General features: G+C 60.1%; 18 protein-coding genes. 7 read left to right on the plus strand and 11 right to left on the minus strand.

Translation table 11 applies throughout. The features are described from left to right. The first annotated feature begins 208 nt into the window (after nt 1-208). Nucleotides 209-496 (plus strand): DNA -binding domain-containing protein, encoded by a 288-nt coding sequence (locus tag V7082_RS13085; protein WP_334149232.1) that lies wholly within the window; start codon nt 209-211, stop codon nt 494-496. 14 nt (nt 497-510) lie between these two features. Here the strand turns inward: V7082_RS13085 and V7082_RS13090 are convergent, their stop codons facing one another. From V7082_RS13090 to V7082_RS13100, 3 genes are all read right to left on the minus strand, one after another. Then, nucleotides 511-987, minus strand: a complete 477-nt coding sequence (locus V7082_RS13090) for a DUF2285 domain-containing protein (protein WP_334149204.1) — start codon at nt 985-987, stop codon at nt 511-513. Between the two features lie 91 nt (nt 988-1,078). Continuing rightward, entirely contained in the window at nt 1,079-1,294 is a 216-nt protein-coding gene (locus tag V7082_RS13095; RefSeq protein ID WP_334149206.1) for a transcriptional regulator domain-containing protein, read from the minus strand. 254 nt (nt 1,295-1,548) lie between these two features. Then, nucleotides 1,549-2,079 carry an antirestriction protein ArdA gene (locus V7082_RS13100; protein WP_334149208.1) on the minus strand — a complete coding sequence of 177 codons (531 nt, stop codon included), beginning with the start codon at nt 2,077-2,079 and terminating at the stop codon, nt 1,549-1,551. A gap of 422 nt (nt 2,080-2,501) precedes the next feature. On the opposite strand from V7082_RS13100, the gene V7082_RS13105 reads away from it, so the two are divergent. Together V7082_RS13105 and V7082_RS13110 are read left to right on the plus strand one after the other, a co-directional pair. Then, complete coding sequence (locus tag V7082_RS13105) at nt 2,502-2,843, plus strand: type II toxin-antitoxin system TacA family antitoxin (protein ID WP_211694244.1); 342 nt, start codon at nt 2,502-2,504, stop codon at nt 2,841-2,843. After that, on the plus strand, nt 2,831-3,361 hold the full coding sequence (locus V7082_RS13110; protein ID WP_334149212.1) for a GNAT family N-acetyltransferase: 531 nt from the start codon (nt 2,831-2,833) through the stop codon (nt 3,359-3,361). The genes V7082_RS13105 and V7082_RS13110 overlap by 13 nt, the downstream gene beginning before the upstream one ends. A 283-nt stretch (nt 3,362-3,644) precedes the next feature. On the opposite strand, the gene V7082_RS13115 is transcribed toward V7082_RS13110, so the two are convergent. The 8 genes from V7082_RS13115 to V7082_RS13150 all read right to left on the minus strand — a co-directional run bounded on the left by V7082_RS13115 (nt 3,645) and on the right by V7082_RS13150 (nt 16,489). Then, nucleotides 3,645-4,538, minus strand: coding sequence for an abortive infection family protein (locus tag V7082_RS13115; protein ID WP_334149213.1), 894 nt, complete (start codon nt 4,536-4,538; stop codon nt 3,645-3,647). 12 nt (nt 4,539-4,550) lie between these two features. Next, entirely contained in the window at nt 4,551-7,385 is a 2,835-nt protein-coding gene (locus V7082_RS13120; protein WP_334149214.1) for an ATP-binding protein, read from the minus strand. A gap of 14 nt (nt 7,386-7,399) precedes the next feature. Further along, the gene (locus tag V7082_RS13125) at nt 7,400-10,309 is read right to left on the minus strand and encodes a DUF1156 domain-containing protein (RefSeq protein WP_334149215.1); all 2,910 of its coding nucleotides are present in this window, start codon (nt 10,307-10,309) and stop codon (nt 7,400-7,402) included. Between the two features lie 2 nt (nt 10,310-10,311). After that, the gene (locus V7082_RS13130) at nt 10,312-10,953 is read right to left on the minus strand and encodes a retron system putative HNH endonuclease (protein ID WP_334149216.1); all 642 of its coding nucleotides are present in this window, start codon (nt 10,951-10,953) and stop codon (nt 10,312-10,314) included. Between the two features lies 1 nt (nt 10,954). Continuing rightward, the gene (locus tag V7082_RS13135; RefSeq protein ID WP_334149217.1) at nt 10,955-12,286 is read right to left on the minus strand and encodes an AAA family ATPase; all 1,332 of its coding nucleotides are present in this window, start codon (nt 12,284-12,286) and stop codon (nt 10,955-10,957) included. Continuing rightward, complete coding sequence (locus V7082_RS13140) at nt 12,283-15,795, minus strand: helicase-related protein (RefSeq protein ID WP_334149219.1); 3,513 nt, start codon at nt 15,793-15,795, stop codon at nt 12,283-12,285. Before V7082_RS13140 ends, V7082_RS13135 begins: the two co-directional genes overlap by 4 nt. A 64-nt stretch (nt 15,796-15,859) precedes the next feature. Beyond that, on the minus strand, nt 15,860-16,165 hold the full coding sequence (locus V7082_RS13145) for a HigA family addiction module antitoxin (protein ID WP_334149220.1): 306 nt from the start codon (nt 16,163-16,165) through the stop codon (nt 15,860-15,862). Nucleotides 16,166-16,198: 33 nt separating this feature from the next. After that, nucleotides 16,199-16,489: a plasmid maintenance system killer gene (locus tag V7082_RS13150; RefSeq protein ID WP_334149222.1), complete on the minus strand. Its 291-nt coding sequence runs from the start codon at nt 16,487-16,489 to the stop codon at nt 16,199-16,201. A 274-nt stretch (nt 16,490-16,763) separates the two neighbouring features. Here V7082_RS13150 and V7082_RS13155 point away from each other — a divergent pair, with 274 nt between their 5' ends. The 4 genes from V7082_RS13155 to V7082_RS13170 are packed head-to-tail and all read left to right on the plus strand — an operon-like array spanning nt 16,764 to nt 20,535. Next, nucleotides 16,764-17,339 (plus strand): hypothetical protein, encoded by a 576-nt coding sequence (locus V7082_RS13155; RefSeq protein ID WP_334149224.1) that lies wholly within the window; start codon nt 16,764-16,766, stop codon nt 17,337-17,339. Next, the gene (locus V7082_RS13160; RefSeq protein ID WP_334149226.1) at nt 17,336-18,721 is read left to right on the plus strand and encodes a 7-cyano-7-deazaguanine synthase; all 1,386 of its coding nucleotides are present in this window, start codon (nt 17,336-17,338) and stop codon (nt 18,719-18,721) included. Before V7082_RS13155 ends, V7082_RS13160 begins: the two co-directional genes overlap by 4 nt. Beyond that, nucleotides 18,705-19,895 carry a helix-turn-helix domain-containing protein gene (locus V7082_RS13165; RefSeq protein ID WP_334149228.1) on the plus strand — a complete coding sequence of 397 codons (1,191 nt, stop codon included), beginning with the start codon at nt 18,705-18,707 and terminating at the stop codon, nt 19,893-19,895. The genes V7082_RS13160 and V7082_RS13165 overlap by 17 nt, the downstream gene beginning before the upstream one ends. Then, on the plus strand, nt 19,870-20,535 hold the full coding sequence (locus V7082_RS13170) for a PIN domain-containing protein (protein WP_334149230.1): 666 nt from the start codon (nt 19,870-19,872) through the stop codon (nt 20,533-20,535). Before V7082_RS13165 ends, V7082_RS13170 begins: the two co-directional genes overlap by 26 nt. Nucleotides 20,536-21,113: the final 578 nt, after the last annotated feature.

A 21,113-nucleotide genomic window follows, 5' to 3' on the forward strand; every position in this document is an offset into this window, starting at 1 on the left:
CCTGTTGGCGGTTGGTGTCGGCCGTGACGACACCACACTCCTTGACCCTATGGTCGGGGAGCCCTTGGCGCATGTTCAGGGCTTCTCGCCTAAAGGCCATGGGGCCGTCCAACACGGTTACTAACTCCCCGATCACCAGGAGTCAGAGAGTCTTGTTTGCGGGGGCGCACCGCAAGCCATCGCTCTCCCAGGATGAAGGGGCATGACGATGCGGGTTCCTGTCGAACTCGATCCCGATGTGGACGACGAAGCGCCAACGGGAAATGACATTACGCCTTACGATGAACAGCACCACGTCACCTATTGGCGTCTTCTCGATGCGAAGGCGGAAGGTGCGGATTGGCAGGAAGTCGCGCGAATCGTCCTGCATCGTGATCCGGTCGGCGACAAAGAGCGGACGCGACGTTGTTGGGAAAGTCACCTTGCGCGCGCCCAATGGCTTTCCCGCGAAGGCTATCGGCGAATCTTGGAACAAGAGGTCGCGGCCGGGCGCTGACCGTTGCCGGCGCTTTATTCGGCGGGCGGCTTGATCGGATAATGCAGCAACAGGCGGTAGCCGCCTCGCATCATTTTCAGGCCATGCGCGACCAATCGCCGGGCCTGGTTCTTGCGGGGATCGACTTCCCAATCCTCCTTGGTCCCGCGAAAGCCGAGCAGCACTTCGGCGATGGTGCGATAGCTCTCGCCCCGCAACCGGGCGTCGAGTGCGCGCAGGGACAGGATATGAAACTGTCGGAGCTGCGCCGGCATGGTGCGAAAATCTGGACCGGGAGAGCGCCCCTTGATCGAACGCCAAAGCCTCCGTGCGGCGTGAGCGCGCAGGTCGTAGAAGTCGTCCATTGGTAGGAACGTCCCGTAGAAGGCGGGCGCGTCGGGCACGGCCTGGGGCAGCCAGAATTGATGCGTGACGCCCCCGACATGCCAGATGCCATGCCATCCGTCAGCCGCGTGCCGGAGGTCGAGGCCGGACAGATGCGCCAGCGTCACTATCGGCTCCGTCGCCCCGTCGCGATGCGGTACCGGAGACAGTTGAATGGCTCGCGGCTGAAGGCTCGGAATCCAGAACAGGGATTGCCGGTCAGGCGGGGTTTCGGGGTCGCATGGGAAATCGCAACCCCCATCGTTGCGAGAATGCGTCCAGCTCGGTCGCGGCCGGCTCCTTCATGTGTGATAAGGTCTGAAAGTCGCGATGATAGTCCTCATGGCGACGAAGATATTCCCAGGCGAAACCGGCAGGGGGAATGGCTTTCGCGTGCCCGTAAGCCCCCGGCGCACGCCAATCAACGCGAAGCATGGCGCACCCTCTCTACTCGCGGGCGAACGAGACAACGCCCGGATAGAGAGTTTCCAAAACTGTAGAAACGGGAAGTAGCCGGAATGACGCGAAATGTTGTTCGCGTCAGTCAGAACCTTGCTGTTTAACTATTATTAACGGTGTTTTCTCGATTTGGGCAGTCGCTCAAATTAGGCATTCTCACGCGCATCTGAATAATTGCGGGACGTTTTGGAGTTGCTTTGCCAGACAGCGCAGGCAAAGCAACTCAACCCCTAGCAGTTGGAAAAAACATGCACCTCGTCGTGCGCGGTTTCTATCGTGAAAAACTCGCCGCTCATTTCGGCGTCGCGCGCCATCGCCTCCCAATCAATATAGTAACGCAGGGCTTCGGGGATCGTGACGCCGCTTTCGACGGTCAGCTCCTCCATGTAGTCGGCAAGTCTGGCGTGTTGTCCATGATAGCAGTCCTGCAAGGCGCTCTCGGCCTGGTCGATGTCACCGACGAACTGCTCCAGCAAGCCCGCGCCTAACGCACCATGTTCAGCGATGAAAGCGCCCATGCGCGCCACGGTGTCGATGCCCGCATATTCGCTAATCGTGACGCCCTCGAAGCCTTCATAATCGTGGATGGCGTATTCCTCCGCGCCCTTGATCGGCGAACGCGCAAGCATGGCGGAAATCTCGTCCCTGATCTCGTCGGCGTCCTGATCCGCGTCGATCCAGGCACCATGCAGATAGCCGTTGTTGTAGGCTGCGAGGCAGGCGACATAGATGCGGGGATTGCTGTCGGTTGCGCTGGTCATGTCTCTGTTCCTTCGGGTTTGGGGTTCAGAGCAGCGAAGCGCCGCTCCTGAACCCTTGCCCGTCGGCGAGACCGGGGTAGTAAGGTGCCAGGAAAGTCTTTGGCACCGTGGAATAAATGGAGGGGACCCGCTTGCGGGGAGCGGGCCGTTTATGCCGCGAAAGGTCGAAGAGTTTTCTTGCGCCGCGCGAGGGCAGCGCCCTTAGCAATCTCCTTCATAACGATCAGATTAAACGCGGCGGCAGCCGCGCTGGTCCGGAGGCGAACGCGCTTCCAAATCGCGCCGGAGTGAGCCGGAGGGTCGGCACTCCGCGCCAGGTCGTCGTTGAAGGGCGTCGGTGACAGACGAAAGCCTGGCCTGAAGGGCATCGCCTTAGCTGGCAACGTATTGACAATGTGGATACAAACGCCCATATTCTCGTCATGGCAAAAACACGTCTCGCTCCCTCCGAATCTTCCCGTTCTGCGGCGGCTGCCGTCGCGGCGCGCGCCTCTGCGGGTGACGCCAAGGGGAGCATCAACCTGCGTATCGAAGCCGGCACCCGCCAGCTCATTGACGATGCGGCGGCGGTCCTCGGCAAGACGCGCACCGAGTTCATGGTGGACAGTGCGCGACGCGAAGCGGTGGACGTGCTGCTCGACCAGCGACTTTTCACGCTCGACTCCGAACGCTACGACGCATTCATGCATGCGCTCGACAATCCGCCCGCGCCGGGGCCGAAGCTCAAGGCCCTGCTGCGCCGGACTCCGGCATGGCAGAAATAGACGACGCGCCGGGCGATCCTGAATTGCGACTTTCTGCTCCCGTGCCTTTGACGGCGGAGCACGATCTTGCGGCGTTCGACTGCGGCGAGCCTGCGCTGAACGATTGGCTGCGCCATCGGGCCTTGAAGAATGAAAGCCGGTTCTCGCGCACCTATGTCGTGTGCGCGGGCAATAAGGTCGTTGGCTACTTCTGCATTTCGGCGGGGTCGGTGGAGCGCGGCGCGGTTCCGGGCAAGTTGCGTCGAAACGCGCCCGATCTGATTCCGGTTTCGATTATTGGGCGGCTCGCCGTGAGCCTCGACCATGCGGGTAGGGGCCTCGGTGCGGACCTGTTGTCGGACGCGCTACGGCGGATCGCGCTGGCCTCACAAAGCATCGGCATAGGGGCTGTGATGGTTCAGGCGAAGGATGAAGCGGCCAAGCGATTTTATTTGCGCTATGCGGAGTTCATTGAATACCCGGAAGATAGCCGCACCTTGTTCTTGCCGATTGAAACCGTTGTTGCCGGCTTCGGTTAGCTCGCTGCATTGTGCATTGGGCGAAGCGGACAGTGACGATAGCCAATGATGCATCGTGGCGGTATAATGTAGTTCATCAGGCACATTCGCTGAGGCGGTGCTGATTTTACGATGATGGCCGACACTAGCGAAATATCGAGCCTCGTTGTCGAGGAAAAAATCCAACGCTTTCAAAATCGTTTTTTGACGGTAAGCGGACATGCAGAAAAATATTTTTGCATTATTTTTCAATGCTTTAGGCTCCCTGAAGTAAAGAGCTACCGGGTCGGAATCCGACACGCAATCATGTGAGATTGTCGTGCCTATGCAAAACCCGGCTCGGGAACTTGCGCTGCCACGTTTCGATCAGGAACAGGGCAACCGTGCTAGCGGCATGAATCGAAAGGCGGCCTATCCGGGCATCGACACGGGCGTAGCCCCGCTCGCGGCCGTGGGCGTCTCCGGCATGGGTGCGCAGGGCGCCGACGCCTTGGATAACCGTGGCAAGCCCGCCAAGGGTAGTCCGAACGTCGCCGGCTATCAGCGGGTCGAGGTCGCTGCGATCCGAGGACAGACCAAGCGGCCCCTTCACGGCATTGAAAAGGCCCTGCACGTCCTTCTTCGCGGGCAAAGGCTCACCAAGCTCGATCAGGATCGACCGGCAGACGCTCTCGATCGTCGAACAGGCGGCCGTAATCGCATCTTCGGGATCGGTCTCGATGCTCGCGAGGGCGCGGTCGAGGTCACGTTGCACCGTGTCGAAACTGATCGTCTCCACCATGCCGGAAAGCTGTTCGACCACCGGCGTCGCATGACCGACCACCACTAGGCGTACCTTGAGGCCCTGCTGCTGAAGCTCGAAGCCATCATAGCGGAGCACCCGATTGAGATGGTCGAGCGCGGCGACGTGACGCGACGGACCGTTGGTGAAGTCGCGGGGGTCGGCCGCTGCCTCGATGATCCGGGGCAGCACCTTCTCCGGCTCGTAGCCATTGTTGATCTCGATCCGGCAGGACACCAATGAAGGCACGCGCGAACCGCTGACGCCGAACGCAACGTTGCAGGCCCGCATGAACTTCTCGATCTGCGGCCCGCTGCGATAAAGGCCGATAGGCGGCGGCCCGCCGCCCAAGCCCGGCCCGCCAGTGATGATGTCGGCCAGTGCGTCAATGGCCTGCGGCGACAGCGGAAAGGGCATAGCGGCGCGCCGTCATTCCCAATCGGCCGATTTCAGGCCAAGGCTGCGGGCGTTCTCCGAAACCGCGCGCTTCACGCCGTCGCTGGCCCCGTCTGGAAACTCGGCCAAAATTTCTACCACAAGGCGAACGGTCGCATTCGGATCGGATGTCAGCACCGACACGATTTCCTCGGCGATCTGCACAAGGCGCATCTTTGCGGTCGCGGGCGGAACCTCCGCAGAGCCGTAGAAGGTCTTCGGCTTCGTGGCTGCCGGCGTCAGCACAGGCGTCACCGGCGACGGCAACGAAGTTGCGCCGTTGGGGTTATAGGTGCTCGGCGCTTCAGCCACGCCGCTCGTGGTCGTGGCAACCGCCGGGGCGGCGGGAGCTGGCACCGCCCGATTTGTGTCCTCATAGGCTTGGGCTGCTAGCGGCTCTATCAGAAGCAACGTGTCGTTGAAGACGATATTGCCGCCGCCGAAGGCAAAGCCCTCGAACTTCCCATCTGTCTCGCCGTAGGCGGTGCCGAAGAAGTCCTTGCTGGCTGCACCGGCACGGATCGCCTGCGCCAGAACGTCCCGCGACTTGAGGCGCGGCATATAAAGATAGCGCAGGGTGTCCTCGAAGAAGCCGGCCGCGCTCGCGGCATTCTGCCCGTTCTTCCAGTAAAGTTCCTTGAGCTTGGCGCGCAGGTGGATCGGCGACCAAGTGGTGATGACCAACTCGTTGTCGGCGCAAACCCGCTCGATCTCGCTGCCGATGGAGCCGCCGGTCGTGTTCAGGGCGAACGCCTCGACGCCGGGCTTCGGGTCGGTCGGCGCATCCTGCATCGGGCAAAGCAACCATTTGTAGCATTCGCGGACGACGCGCGGCAGCGCGTCCTCGGCACTTTTCAGCTCCTTCTCGGCCTGATTTTTCTGCAAGAGGTCGATGTTCAGGCGGCCTTCCTTCACGTCCTCGACAATCGAACCCCATGCGAGCGCGACGCGCGTTGCGTCGTTGAGACGGGAAAGCGCGCCGTGATCGGGAGCAAGGAAGAGCAGCCGGTTGCTGCGATAACGCGGCTTCGAGCCGTTTTTGCCGATAATCTCTAGCGCCGCTTCAAAGGCGAGGCGGTTTTCCTCGCGGGCGTACCAAGTCTCCGGCGGCAGCACGAGCAAGCGCAAGGCAGTATCGTCGGGAACATCGCCGTGCGGCGTGAAGATATGCACGCCATCGAAGGACGTGGCGTTGCTAACTGTCTTCTTCAGAGCCTCGGCGATCTTGCTGCGCACTTCCGTCCGGTCGTCGAACCGGCGCTTCCGATCTTCCATCTCCCGCCGCAGATTGGCGCGGGTGTCGAACCAGAAGCGCGTCGCGTCCTGGCTCTTGTCGCCGGAGGAATTGAGGTAGTGCAGTCGGTCGGCGAGCCTGCCGAGCGCATCGGCATAGACGGATGCTGCCTGTCCGGGCTGAAGGCATCCGAGAATAATATGCGCGCGGTCGAGGCCGCGCGTGGCGACCTTTGAAGCGACCGACGACGGGGCGCTGCCAAGGAAGACCGTGCGCGCAATACGCCGGGCCGCGCCGACTTGGCCGAAGCGTGGTTCCTTGTTTTCCAGGGCAGTCGTCTCGGCGCGATCGCCGTCGATGTCGCGCTCGATCACGGCATCCCAGCCCGCCGGAAGATAGTATGTCAGCTCGTTGCGGCTGCTGCCATCATGGAGCGGCAGGCTGCCGGGCATGATGAGCAAATCCTTGTTGTCGTCCTTCCACAGCCGGAAGATGACCTTCGCCATGAGCTTCAGGACGCCGCGCGTGCGCTGAAACCCGTCGATGGTTGTCCAGTCCTCATAAAGGCGGTCGAATACCTCCGGGTGGATCGGATAAGCGTGCAACAGCCGCTCGTAGTAGCGCCGCTCCTGCGTATCGGCCGGCAGCTTCACGCCCTCGGCGATGTAGGCGTCGGCGAAGGCGCGGCATACGGCCTCGCGGGCCTTCTCGTCGCGCACCGGCTCGAACAGCCGGCGGCGCACGATCTCGAAGGCTTCCTCGGTCGCCACTGGCTTCCAAAGCGCCTGCACGCGCCCGAAGGTCTTTTCGAGGGCGCGCAACGCCGCGACGCCGCGCTGACTGCCCGCCTCAAGATCGGACTCCGGCAACGACGCGAGCACGATGGCGCGCGGCACCAGCTTCACGGCTTCGGTGAGGGCCTGCACGAAGGACAGGTTGGAATCGTAGCTGCCGCCGCTGATCGCCTGCGATTCCGGGAATTGCCGGATATAGGCGACCAGCTCGTCGATCAGCACGACGCAAGGCGCATGGCGCTCCAGAAGCTCGCGCAGCACATCCTTGCCGGGGGATGTGCCGGTCGCATCCGCTTCGGCAACAAGCGCAAAGGCGTCAGCACCGCCGAGCTGCCATGCGATCTCGCCCCAAAGGGTCTTGACCGTCTGGCTCCCCCGCTTCCACGGCTGGCCCGGCGCGTGCGCCGTGCCGTCCAGCACCGCGACGCGGGCCTGCGGCACGTCCATCAAGCCCGCCCGATCGACAAGCGCGGGGATGCCGGCGAGGTCGGACAGGGCGCATTTGCGGGTGGCAAGGTGATAGACTGCGAGCATAGTGTGCGTCTTGCCGCCGCCGAAGGCGGTCTGAAGCTGCACGACCGGCTCGCCGCCCCTTCCGGTGAGGCGCTGCGCAACCTGCGTCAGCAGGAGCGCCATGCCCTCGGTGATGAAGGTGCGGTCGAAGAACGCGCCGGCATCCTGATATTCGCGGCTGGCGTTGCCGGTGTTGACCGCAGTGATGTCGGCTGCGAACTCCGATTGCTGGAACGTGCCTTCAAGCACGTCCTGGTGGGGTACCGCCACTTCTCTCCAAGGTTTCATCGTCGGCTCCCCCTTCAGCCAAACAGCTCGCCTTGATGCGCCTTCGGTGCCGCTGCGGCGGCGGATTCGATGGCGCTCCAGCTCGTTATGATCTCGTTGTAGGCGCGAGCATCCTCGGCCCAGCCCGCCCGCTCGCAAAGCGTATAAAGGCGATACGAAAGCTGCCGCGTCGCCTCGGCCTTGGCAGCGACGGCCGCAAGCACCTTGCCCGCGCCGCTCTCGCCCTCGGACTTGAAGACGCGGATCAGGTGATGCAGGGCTTCCCATACCGGCAGGCGGTCGTCGCCAACCTGATTCCAGTCGGACGGATATTCCGCCCATTTTAGCAGCCGAACGATGCCGCCAGCGGCAAAGAGGACGCCCGACTGCTTCACGCCGTCAACGCTCGTCCCCTTGGCGCGGGCAAGGGTGTCGGCCTCGCCGAAGCGGCCTTCCTTCCAACCGTATTGCTCGAACCAGTGCAGGCAGAATTGGGAATCGTGATCGAAGTCATCCTCGGCGAGGAAGCGGTTGATAAGCCGCAACGCGGTCTGCACGGTCATTGGGGTTCCGTCCGCCTCCAGCACAGCGGCGTATTTCGAGAATACTGCCATGCCGGGGCCAATGATGGCCTGCGAAAGATCAACCGGCGCGACGGGCGAACGCTCGTCGCCAGAGCCGCGCGTCATCTCGTCAAGTGCCTCAGGGAGAACCTGATTCAGCTCACGTAGGAAGGCCCGGCGAGAAATGGTTTCCGCCTCGGCGGATCGCCTCTGACATGCGAGAACAATGCTGGACGCAAGCGCATTAGACCCCATACCTCGCATACGGTATTCTTGTTCACTACGCATGGGCCAAGTTCCCGTAATAGCGAATCCGGCGCGTAAGACGGCCTCCAAAAAGGTGTCCCAACCGGTGTTGGATGTCCCAGAGCCATTTTCGGTCTCGGATTGCTTGAAGGCATAGTAGATCGTTACTGGGAACGCAGGATGCGCCTGCCCAGAGAGCCGATTCATGGCTTGGGTCATTCCTTCAAGGAAGAATCGTTCTGCTTTAATTTGTCCGCCGTGCCGCTCCGGGGTTGCTACAAGCTCTTCCGTCTTAGGCGTTGTCAGTGTCGCGAACAAAGCAGGATATGCTGCCCGGCAAGTAGCCCTGAGCCAGACATAGAAAAAATCCGAAAGATCGGCATACCCTACATTGTCGTAGTAAGGCGGGTCTGTCGAGACGACCTTATTATTCGACAGAGTTTGTTCCATAGCATTTGCTTGCAGAGCATGGCCGGGGAATGAAGGAGTCGCGACTGCCCCAGCCACTAGAGCTTCATGCGCGTATTTGACGGCGTTGGCCCAGCAAATTGAGGTATCCCCGAGAAAATTAGATTCAGGAAAATCCCACGTCATTGGTATTGCTTGGCGCGTAAACAGGTGCATCACCTGCTGTCCGGATGGTTTCCATGTGGCGAGGGAGCAGCCGAAATCTGCTAGGCGACTTATTGCAAATGAAAGATAAATCACAATTGCATCAGCGTAGGCGGAAGCTCCTTCGCCGCCAGCTTCTAAGTTACCCTCTTGATCTTTGAATGATGAAGCAATCGCATCAGCCCGAATATGAGCAGATGCCTCAGCAACCAAATCGGAAAAAGTTGTCAAGGCAACAAGCTGTCGTTCGGTGAAGAGATCGCTCCATTTAGTCATTCCATAATTGCCAACTCGGAATCCCAACGCACCCTGAAAGAAATCAGTATCAGGCTTCCATTTTGGGTTGACCGATTTCGCAATAACCTCCTGTTCTTCCGTGGAAGATAAGTAAATTCTTCCACGAACTCCTTCTGCTATTATTGCAACAAGTTTGGTTCCCATACGCCCGGCTTGGGCTTCTGTCTTGGCGTATTCGCCACTGATCGGCGCACCTGACAGCAAGCAGCGAAAATTACCTCGTGTAAGCTTCGTGCCACTCTTTGCACTTGCCGGAGGCTTGCCCATCTTTACGACGAATTTGTACCCATCGCCGTCAACGATCGGATCAATATAGGCTTCTTTGTCAACTTTACTGGACAATACGAAAGTCGAAATCAGAGGCACATCAACATGTCGAAATGCCGGATTGGGACTCTTGACCGTTCGCGCCCAAAGCCATGCGATAATGTTGAGTTTCTTGCCGACCAATGGCTTGAGGTCTGGCCGCCCTTCTGCCAGATTCGATGTAATCGTGACCGGTGAATAAAGGCTGCCGATACGCTTTTCTGCTTCATCACGTATCCACTGGCCGTAGTAGCGCACGTCCTCGGCAAGCCCCTGCGCGCCTCTCCATTGTTTGCTCCAAGCATCGCGGCTGCTTCGCGCTTCCGGATTTACCGGCGGCCGACCAGCAAACTTCGGCGGAATCTCGATCATCGCCTTGTTGATAAGAACAGCGACGGGATTGAGGTCGGAGGCGTAGCTTTCCAGCCCAAGGCGCTGCGCTTCGAGCGGCAGTGCCCCGCCGCCAGCAAAGGGATCATGGAAGGCCGGCAGCTTTTCAGGATCGAACAGCTCCGCTGCTTGCGGATGCTCCTTGTTAAGTTCACAGGTTTCGCGCCACGACTTTCGGATTTCTGTGCGAGCCTTACCCAATATGTCTTCGTTGGCAGTGTTCTCCCACTTCACTAGGTCTCGGATGATGGCGAACAGCCGGTTGCGGCTCTTGGCCCAACTTGCCTTGAGATTGTTCGGCGGAACTTCGCCAGAATGCTCAAGCTCCCACTTCCATGACGGATCATTGACCATCTGCGCGAAGATGACGGCACGTGCCGCTGCCAGCGGTCGGCGTGCCCACCACAGGTGCAGCCCGCGGGGATGGGCTCCGATTCCCGGCATCTTCTCGTAGGCACAAGCTTCATTGATCGCATCTAACGGCAGCGCGACCTCGATCAGTTTTTTGGGAGCTTTTACGGCTGTAGTCATCTCTATCGTCTTTCCGTCAGCACATGCCGGATGGCGGTGTAAAATGGCAGATTGCGCGCGTACTCAAGCTCCTCCGCGAAATACGCGCGAATATCATCCGGCGGCCAACCTTCGTTGAAAGCAGTATTGGCGTCGTCAACATATCCAGACACAGCGATCTTGCGCATGACGCGCAGCCGCCCCCACTCAGCATCAAGGGAAAAGACACGCAGGGTCTCGCTGGCGCGATGTTGTTCCGCTGCCGAAAGGCCATGCCGGATGCTGATGGTTCCGTCTGCCTGAAAGATGAAGAAGGTGTCGGGATCGTCGCAGCACGGGTTTATGAGGTCATTGACATCGTATGGCCCCGCACCGTGATCCTTGAAGTGACCGCATGAATCCGTCTGGTCACAAGACCAGAAGAGATTGCCCCAATCGAATGTGAGCGCGAGATGCAAGCTCTTCCGGCGGAAATGCTCTATGTGCTGGCCGAGAGAGTCGATGTCGCCTTCGCAATAAGCGCAACGGCGGCCTTGCATGACTTCGAGCTGCGCTCTGATCTCGGCCTTGTTGTCAGGCGTCACATCGCCCCACGAGTGCGTGCCGTGATGATAGCCGCCCAAGCAGGGCGGCGCGGGGCAAGCGATGCGATCAAGTTTCCTCATGTCACGCGCCCTCCGGCCGGCTCTTGGCGAGCCGGAACCGTTGGAAGCGGATGAGGCGGTCGGCCTCCAGCATGACCGGATGGCTTTCGCCGTAGTGCGCGATCAGGCGTTGCCGCAGGTCGGACGCTTCCTGCCCTTCGGCTTTGCCCGCCTCAATGAGCTTGCGATAGATGCTAAGCTCGGTCGATTCCTTAAGCTGCGGAACGGGGTCCACGTCCATCACGCTCGCCAGAACATCGGCGCTCTCGACGCCTCTGGTCTGAATCAGGGGAGTCTCGATCACCACGTCGCCGTTACTGATATGAAAGACGCGGATCGACGACTTATCGACCGTCGAAAGGACATGCGGGCTGTGCGTGCTGACAATGATCTGTAGAGCCGGGAACGCGCTTTGCAGCAAGCCGAGCACCTGCTGCTGCCAGCGAGGATGCAGGTGCATGTCCACTTCATCGATGATGAGAACGCCGGGGGTCTCGATGGCGGCCTGATCACTCAATTGCGGATTCAGGCTGGCGCAGCGGCGCGCAACATCGGCGACAAGCGCAAGCATGGTGCGCACGCCGTCGCTCAGCATGGACAAGGGTAGCTCGCCCCGCGTCTCGTGCTGGGCTGTCAGGGTATGAAGCTCGTCATCCCAGCGGAGACCTGACCAGCCGGTCGGCTGAAGAACCGTGTCGGTGGCAGTCTTCACGCCTTCGATCATCGCAAGATTGGCTTGCAGGCTTTCCCGGAATGAGGGCGATGCCGTCTGCCTGAAACGATGCTCGAACCATGCCGAAATGCCCTTGAAGGACGATGACGACGTGAGGCAATCGGCATACCCGGCGACGCGCTCCCCGACATTGGTGACGGAGGAACGGCGATATTCGGTCTGCCTTTGCTCGCTCCAAAGGCGACCCGTCCCGTAATAGGCTATAAGCGGCAGGATTGCATCGTCGGATCGAAACTGCTTCGCCGCATCCTTCATGGGAACAAGGTATTGCCAACTAGGGCTAACCTTCTTCGCGTAAGTCCTAACCGTGCTGCTCCATTTTACCGCCGTGTCCTGAACGGCAGCCTGCGCTTCGTATTCGGTCGGAAGGCAGGCGGACATCCTGCGTTCCTGACCGGGGATCATGCGCACGTCGCTTCGCTCGATGCGCCGGACCTTCTCCGGCGGATAGATCGCGTTGACGAAGACCGAGAGCGCAGCTCCAGCGGCGTCGAGCACGGCAGTTTTGCCGCTGCCGTTCTCCGCGACCAGAACAGTCAGGCGAGGGTGGAACTCGACCTCGCAATGGGCGAAGCAGCGGAAATTGGTTAGCAATAGCTTGTCGAGGCGTAGCGCGGTCATCTGGCCTCTGCCTTGGCGAGCAGATCGCCCAGATGGAAGTTGATGGACGCGACGCCCCAGCCCGGTTCGCGGTCGAAGGGGCTGGGAATATAGTGCGGGCCGTCGATGGCATCGTCCTCGCCGACGATGGCGATTGCTAATACGAACTTGTCGCCCTGATTGAAGGCGTAGAGCATTTCGTTGCGGGTGATCGTAATAGTGCTCGCGCCCTTCACCCGACCCTTCACTTCGATATGCTTGGGATCGGGCTGCCTGCCGTCAACGGCCGGGGGATAGGAAGTCAAATCCCAGCCGCACTTTGCGGCGGAGACATCCACAACGCGGCAGCCGCGCGCTTCCTCGGCCCGCCGGACGGCCGACATGGCAAGATGCTCAATGCGCGAGCGGGCCGCCGCGTCGGCCGCGAAGGTCGCCGCCACCAGATCGGCCGGCTCGTCGCCGCGCAGCTTGTTCATCAAGCCCGCCGGCACGATCAGTGCCGCGCCCAGAACGACCGGCGTGCCGTTCACGACATGGCGCATGGCTTGAAGCTCTTTCTTCCGATTGTCCAAACGGCCCTGAAGGTCGCCAAGCGTGCGCTCGACATTCTGAAGGTTGAGTCGCACGTCCTTGCCGACCTCGGCATCGTCCTTCAGTTTCATCCAACGATCCTGCCAGAAGGCGATTTCCTTGCTCAGCCGCTCATGGACGGCGTTCAGGGTCTTCTCCACATGGTCGATGCGCCGCTGCGCGACCTCGCCATAGTGCTCCGGCACAAGCGTCGTCGCGGCGAGGGACAAGGCGTGCGCCTCCTGACCGGAGGACAGCCAAGGCGCGTCGAGCACGTCATTGAGCAAGGGGCGCTCGACCTCCGGCAAAGGCTCAAGGTCGAGATGAGGCGCCCATCCGGCGAATCTCGCCTGCCCATCCGGGCCAACCCGCACGAATTGCAGGCGCTTGGATAGTACGGTGTTGTCGCCGGACTTGATCTCATGCGTCAGCAGGAACAGCAGCGCCGGGTCGAGTCCTTCATCGGACGGGTCAACAAGGATCGAACCCTGCCGGAGAAGGTTGGTGTGCTGCTCCAGGATCATATCCGACATGGCGAGCATGAGCGGGTGGCCGGGGTGCATGAGAACGGCGCGCTCCAGCCCCGCCTTATCGAGCGGCTGGATGGCCTGACGTTCAAAGCAAATGCGGCTGTAGCGCCGCAAGACCGGCTCATGATCGCGGCGGTTCCGGCCGGTCAGGCGGCGGTCACGCTCGCGGATCACCGAAGGAACATGGCTGATCTCGTAACGGCCGGCCTCGCGCGGGTGCGCCGTGCCACCAAGCGCGTCGAGGGCCTTGGAGAAGAAGGCTCGGACGAAGTAGGGCTGAAGCCGCCGGGCCTCCGCCTTCTCCATTTCCTCCTTTACTGCGAACAGGCGCTCAGGACTCATGGTCTCCTGAGCAAGCGCGTTGCGGTTCAAGAGAGATTTCAGATGGTCGTGGTCGAGCGCCTTATCGATCTTCTGGGTGAGACGGGCGCGGACATCCGGACGATCACCGTAGCGGATCGCCTCGACCAGCAAATCCTTCAGGCTGGTTTCCTCGAAGACTTCACCGAGAATGTCGAATACGCGCCCGTGCAGGGCTTGGCTCTCGACCTCCAGCTTCAGAAGCAGGCGGTGATAGACATCGCCTTCGCGGGTTTCCTTGGCGACCAGATTCCACAGGTGACAAACCTCGGTCTGCCCGATGCGGTGGATACGGCCAAACCGCTGTTCCAGCCGGTTCGGGTTCCAAGGCAGGTCGTAGTTGACCATGAGGTTCGCGTTCTGAAGGTTCACGCCTTCGCCTGCGGCGTCGGTCGCCACCAGCACGCGGACATCGGGATCGGAGCGGAAAAGCGCCTGAAGACGGCGACGATCGTCCCTGTGCGTGCCGCCGTGGATGGTCACAATGGCGTCTGGATTACCAAGCACGCCGGCAATCCGCGCCTGAAGGTAATTCAGCGTGTCGCGGTGTTCGGAGAAGATGATGATCTTGCGCTGCCGACCGGCGGCATCGCGGGTTTCGGGATGGTTCTGAAGGATTCTCGACAGCTCATCCCATTTACGATCCTGCCCGGAGGCGACGACTGCCTTGGCCTGCTCCTCCAATCCCTTCAGGATGACGATCTCAGCCTCAAGCTCGACAACGGTCTTGGCGGCCGTGGCGTCGTCGATCAGGTTTTCCTCAAGGGTCTCCTGCTCCTCCGCGCTCAGGTCGTCATCGTCCTCCAGCGCGCCGGCATAGGTCTCGGCGAGGGCGTGCCGCCCCTTGATGCCGAGCTTTTCGTCGCGCAGGCGGTTCTCAAGCCGCTCGCGGCGGCGCTTCAGCGATTGGAAGATCGCTTCGGGGCTTGAAGCGAGACGCCGTTGCAGCGCGGTAAGGGCGAAGCCGACAGATCCCTTGCGCGCGCCTTCGAGCTGGTCAGCCTTGCCCATTTCGGTCTGCACATAGTTGGTCACGGCCTCATACAAGGCCGCTTCGATCTGCGAGAGTTCGTAGTTGACCGTGTATGCCTTGCGCTCTGGGAAGAGCGGCGTGCCGTCGAACTTGACCAGTTCCTCCTTGACCATGCGGCGCATGAGGTCGGAGGCATCGACCTTGTGAACGCCGTCGCGGAACTTGCCGTAGAAGCGGTCGGAATCGAGCAATGAAAGGAAAAGCTGGAAGTCCTCTTCCTTGCCGTTGTGCGGCGTCGCCGTCATTAACAGCAGGTGCCGGACATGCGCGCCCAGCTTCTCGGCGAAGCGGAAACGGCCCGTCTTTTCCAGCTTGGAACCGAAATAGTGCGCGGAGAGTTTGTGCGCTTCGTCGAAGACAACCAAATCCCAGCCCGGCGCACAAAGCTTGTCCTGAAGCTCCTCGTTGCGAGAGAGCTGATCGAGCCGGACGATAAGGCGGGGATAGTCGTCGAACGGGTTTCCGCTCGGTGAGGTCTGCTCCAGAATCGGCGAATAGACGTGAAACTCCAGACCGAATTTCTCGTAAAGCTCGTCTCGCCATTGCTCGACAAGGCTACCGGGCGCGACGATCAGGATACGGTGTGAATCCGCGCGCATGATGAGTTCGCGGATATAGAGGCCCGCCATGATCGTCTTGCCGGCACCGGGATCGTCCGCGAGGACGAACCGCAAAGGCTGCCGGGGCAAAAGCGATTCATAGACAGCGGTGATCTGGTGCGGCAACGGTTCCACATTTGAGCTATGGACGGCCATCATCGGGTCGAACAGGAAGGCGAGGTCGATCCGCTTGGCCTCGCAAGCAAGCTGGAACGCCGCGCCATCGCCGTCGAAGGAAAACGGGCGCTCCACCGTGGCAATGTCAACGGAAGGCTCGTCGCCCCCGTTGAGAAGCCGTTCCTTCATGCCACCGTCAGGGGTCCGATAGATAAGCTGGACAGACCCTTCGCCGAGAGGGACGACGGCAACGACCGTCACGATCTGAGACGGCTCAATCCCAGATAGACTCTGACCAGACGTGATTTCTTCGAGCTTCATGTGGTGGACGGCTTTCTTTTGGGTGCGCGAGCCTATGCCCTGGAGTTTGCTGAGAATGAACGGGTCATGACGGGAGATTTCGCTGCGGTGGCTTACCCGAATAGGGAGCGACGTCGACTGCCTGCGCCTTCTGGCGCGCTTCCGCGATGTCGAAGCTGTTTTGCATACGCATGAGGGTTTCCATCGACACGCCGAACGCCTTCTCGATGCGGATTGCCATTTCCGGCGACAGGTCGGCCCGCTCGTTGAGGAGGGCGGATAGAGCGGCGCGAGTGACGCCGAGAACATCGGCGGCAGCCGTGACCGACAGGCCGAGAGGTTCGATCACCTCGGTCTTTACGAAACCGCCGGGATGGGCGGGAGCCTTCATTCGGATACCGTTCATTGCGCTTGCGCCCACGTTTCAGCCGTTTCTTTCGTAGTCGAGGTTCGTGATCTCGTCGTCCTGTGCGTCGATCCCGAACGTGACTGCGCCGACCGGCGCGGCCCGAAGCTCCCATCGTCCCCGCCCGGCACCTGACGGCGGTTGAACCGTCCAGCCGGCGACGCAGTGAAGCTCCGATGTCCCTGCCATGTCTTGAAGGAACGAAAGGATGCGCCGCAACCTCGAAACGTCGATGTCTCGCGCGCCGGCAGGTTCATCCTCTGCAATGAGAAAGCGCAAGCCCGGATTGACCACATTCCGAATCTTCATGCCGCACACTATTTGGAAAACCGAATAGCGTCAAGCTACGCTTTACATACCCATCAGATTTCTGGTGATCGAACCTATAATGGATCAATGCAACCTTCAGGTGCGACGGACCAAAGCACGATGCGCTCAGGTACGTGACGAACACCAAACGGTCGCGCCAACCCACACCAATCCAGGGATTTTCCTACCCGGCCCTCCAATTGTCAGGTATTATATAATAAATATTGACTTTGTCAGATTTTATGTTAATACTACCGACATAGGGAGGGCTGTCATGACTGATGGGCCATTCAGAAATGCAGAACTGAGCAGCCGTTGGAAACGGTACGGGCAAGACCTGGTCAGCGACGCGGTCAGCGCGGAAGAGCGGATGACGCAGGCCTGTCACAGCATGATTGGTGACGTCGACATGAAGGCATTCAGTCCGCTTTTCGGCGACCTCAAGGCGCATGCGGAACGCAGGCAGATGGATCTAGACCCGGTGTCGGAGGTTGAAACGATTTTCGAGAGTCACCCAACCTCGCCTCTGGCGGATGCGCTTCAGCGGCATTTGATCGCGAACCTACGTGACCAGATGCCTATCGGCGAGGCTCTCAACCGATCGCTCGAAAGCACGGCGAAAGAGTGGATCAGCACCACCACGAACCGGCTCGACGAAGAATGCATTCGTGCCCGCGAGCTCGGCGACATGAAGCGCGAGGATTATCACAAGGGCATCGAGCGGAATCGCGAGACGTTTGCGGCCATCAAGCCCAACGAGCTCTGCGATGCCCTGGCCACGGGTAACAAGAGCGTTTTCCGGCAGGCAGTTCAAAAGAAAGCCGGCGTGGACGAGGGGCCGGAAGAGTGAGCGCCCGTACGCATGAGTCACCCGTAGCGGGCAAGCACCTGTTCGTTATCGAGAAGGGGCAGAAGCCCGGCCGCGCTCTCCCGAAGGGCGCTGTAACGGCGGAAGTCGGCTGGCACATTCGCTTCAATGCGGCGGTTCTGGATACGTTCGACGTGAAGGGATTCCAGCCGCTGCATTACGACATGCTGGTCTTGTGCGCCGCCATTGAGTTCGCTGACCGACGTTGGAAGCGCCCGCTTGGATGGCGCCGGACCCTGGAAGTGACTGTTCCGGTCATCGACCTCAAAAGTTGGCAGAAGCCGGAGGTTTTGAAGAGCCTTCATGGTGTCTTGAACCACCTGACCGGCGACACGTGGCGGTTTTCCTTCGTTGGAGCGAAAGATCGCTCACCCATCGGTTCGCGGCAGATTCCGCTGGACTTCGGCAAGACCAAGACCTTCGCCGTCGCTTACAGCGACGGCTTGGATTCGCGTGCGGTCTCTGCGTTGAGTGGCGACCAGGACGAGGCCCTATGCATTCGGATCGCCGGCAAGCGCCAGCGCCGGAAAACCGGAGACAGTTTTTTCACGCAGATCCCGTTCAAGGTGCAGGGATATCGCGGACACGAAAGCAGCTTCCGATCGCGCGGATTCCAGTTTGCAGCGGTGGCGGCAATTGCCGCGCAGCTTTCCAGCGTGGCGCGTATCATGGTCCCCGAGAGCGGCCAGGGTGCGCTTGGGCCCGTATTGCTGCCTCTGCACAACATCTATCCCGACTATCGTAACCATCCGACGTTCTTCCGAAAGATGGAGCGGTTCATTACCGTACTGCTGGGCTATCGGGGCAAGTTTGAGCAGCCACGTTTGTGGTCGACGAAGGGACAGACGCTACGCGCATTCCTGGATATTCCCGGAAAAACCGAACGGCACCTGACGAGCACCCATTCCTGCTGGCAGAGCCGTCGCGTGGTGAATGTCGGCGGTCGAAAGCAGTGCGGCTTGTGTGCTGCCTGTTTGCTCAGGCGCGTTAGTTTGCATGCAGCTGGTGTTAACGAGGTGCGCGACGCTTATGTCGTGGCCGATCTGGCCGCCACTGACGCGAGCAACGCCCTATCCGTCATACCCCTGAAGGCCGATAGGGATATCATGGTCGAATATGGAAGCGTGGGCGCACGGCACCTACAGCACCTTGCGGAGCTCGCCGGCTTGCCTGATGACGCCCTCCGCGTCCACGCCTCGCAGATCGGGGCGGCAATCGGGGAAAGCACTGAGGAAACGCTGACGAAGCTAAGGAAAATGTTGGGTACGCATGCCGTGGAATGGCGGGCATTTCTGTCCGCGCAAGGAGAACAAAGCTTTTTGAAGAATTGGATGGATGGAGGGCGCTATGGCCGATTTAAATGAGCTAAGCGCGCAAGAAATAGGACGTCGACTGCGCATCGCGCGGGAGAACGCGGATATCCGGCAGGATGACGCGGCGCAGGTCATAGGCATGTCCCGCCCGACGCTGGTATCCATCGAGAAGGGCGTGCGCCGTGTGCGCATCCAAGAAATCCAGATGTTGGCTCGTCGCTACGGCGTGTCTGTGAACGCACTCCTTCGCAGAGAAGCAGTCCACACCGATTTGATGCCCCGCTTCCGGAAACTGCGTGAGACGGAAAACGCGCATACCACCGAGGCCATTCTGCTCTTCAACGATCTGATCAAGGCGGACGTTGAAATGGAGAACATTCTAGGGATCCAGCGGCGGAGAAATTACCCGCCGGCGCGCGGCATCAATGACGGTGATGTTGTTGCGTTGGCAGAAACGCATGCCAAGGAACTGCGCGACTGGCTGGGTCTCGGCCCAGGGCCGATTGCCGACATCTTTTCGGTTATCGAGCTGGGCCTCGGCATCCGCTTGTATCAGCGCCGCCTTTCTTCGAACTCGAAGGTCGCGGGCCTGTTCACTTACGATGAAAGCATCGGCGCCTGCATTCTTCTCAACGCCAACCATCCATTGCCACGTCGCATCCAATCCGCGGCTCATGAAGTCGGCCATTTCTATGGCACCCGGCAAACCCCGGAAGTGCTCGAGGACGATGAGAAATTTTTGTCGCGTGATGAGCGCTACGCAAACGCCTTTGGCCGCGCGTTCCTGACGCCGGCCGAAAGCTTCTCGGAAAGCTTTCGCCAACTGAAGGAGATAACCGGCAAGACGACCCGACGCCTGATCATCCTCCTTGCCCAACAGTACAACATCTCGCGCCAGGCTTGCGGTCTCAGGCTCGAAGAATTGGGTCTCGTCAAGCGCGGCACCTGGGCCTGGTTCGAGAACAACGGCGGCATCACCGACGACCATGTTCGGGAGGTCCTGGGCGAAATGACGGATCGCCGCGATCCGGCGAAGAGTGACGCCGATCGACCGATCTCGCACCGCCTGAGCCTTATGGCGCACGCCGCCTGGAAACGCGGACTCATGTCGGAAGGACAATTGGCGGAATTGCTGAAGGTGGGCAGAGTGGAGCTTCGCGGCATTATTGATCAAATCGAGCTTGAGGAAAGAGAGACGGATGAGTTGCTCAAGCTCCCTGATTAATATCGCGGACACGCTGGTTCTCGACACCAGTGTTCTGATCAACCTCCACGCCTGCAAGTACGGCGAACGGATACTCGCAGCCATTCCCAACGATATTCTCGTCCCCGAGATTGTGGCTGGAGAACTGGAACACGAGACGAGCCGTAGGAATGGGGAGCACGGTTTCCTGTACAGCCTCGTGGCGAATGGAACCGTGACGCTCGCTCCTCTGACCGAGGCGGAGTACGAGATTTTCTACGAACTCACGTCGATCGCGCCTTCGCTGGACGATGGCGAGGCGGCAACGATCGCTGTTGCCGCGACCAGAAACTTCTTAGCCGTCATCGATGAAAAAAGAGGACGAGCTCGCGTCCTCGCCAAAGCGCGAGCGGCGTGCTGGTCACTGGATATCTTCCGTCATCCAGCGGCGCTTGCCACCCTCGGCGATCAATCCGCCATCGACGCGCTCTATCTCGCCCTTCGCGACGGCCGCATGCGAATACCCCCGGAAAGCGCGGATAGCGTGATCGGGATTATTGGTATCGAGCGTTCGCGCGATTGCACCTGCCTCCCTGGCTTCCGGCACCGATTTGCAAGGGTGCCCAATCAGTCTATCGACGTGGGATCTACCGCCGCCGCAGATTTGGAGGCTGGAGAATGATTGCTCGATCATTCGGCCGAATATGAGTGATCAATTGTGCCGATCTCGGCCATGCACAACTCTCCGATCGTAGCCGTCAAAGTCGGCTTGAAATGATGAACAGCGAGCTGCCCATCAAGCTGCGGGGAACTGTAGGCCTCGTTTCTCGCAAAAGGAGGGCCTTAGAGGGCTATGGAGTAGACAAAGTTATCTTCTTCACCCGGTGCGGCGCGGCGTGACGTTTTGACGGGCTGATACGGGAGAGTGACGGTATCGCAGATGAAATCGTTCGATAAGGATGGCAAATCGGGTAGTGTATCAGTATGATGTGGATGTTTTGAGCACTTTCGCTGCCCGAGCCCTCAAGCGGCGCGATCGCCGTCACCGGCGATAGATTGCGAAATCTTCGTCCGGCTCATCTGCCAAAAAAACCCAATGTTTTCATAAGCAGTAGGTTTCTGACGGTAGGCGCGACGGTATCTCGCTTATCAAAAATATTTTTTCGCTTTGTTTTTCAATTAGATAGAACACGCAGCCAATAATTGAGTGGGAGTGACCTGTCTTCGCCATGCGCACGTAGACTTAAGCGTTGCGGATCA

The organism is Hyphomicrobium sp., assembly GCF_036833075.1.
Classification (GTDB): Bacteria; Pseudomonadota; Alphaproteobacteria; order Rhizobiales; family Hyphomicrobiaceae; genus Hyphomicrobium_C.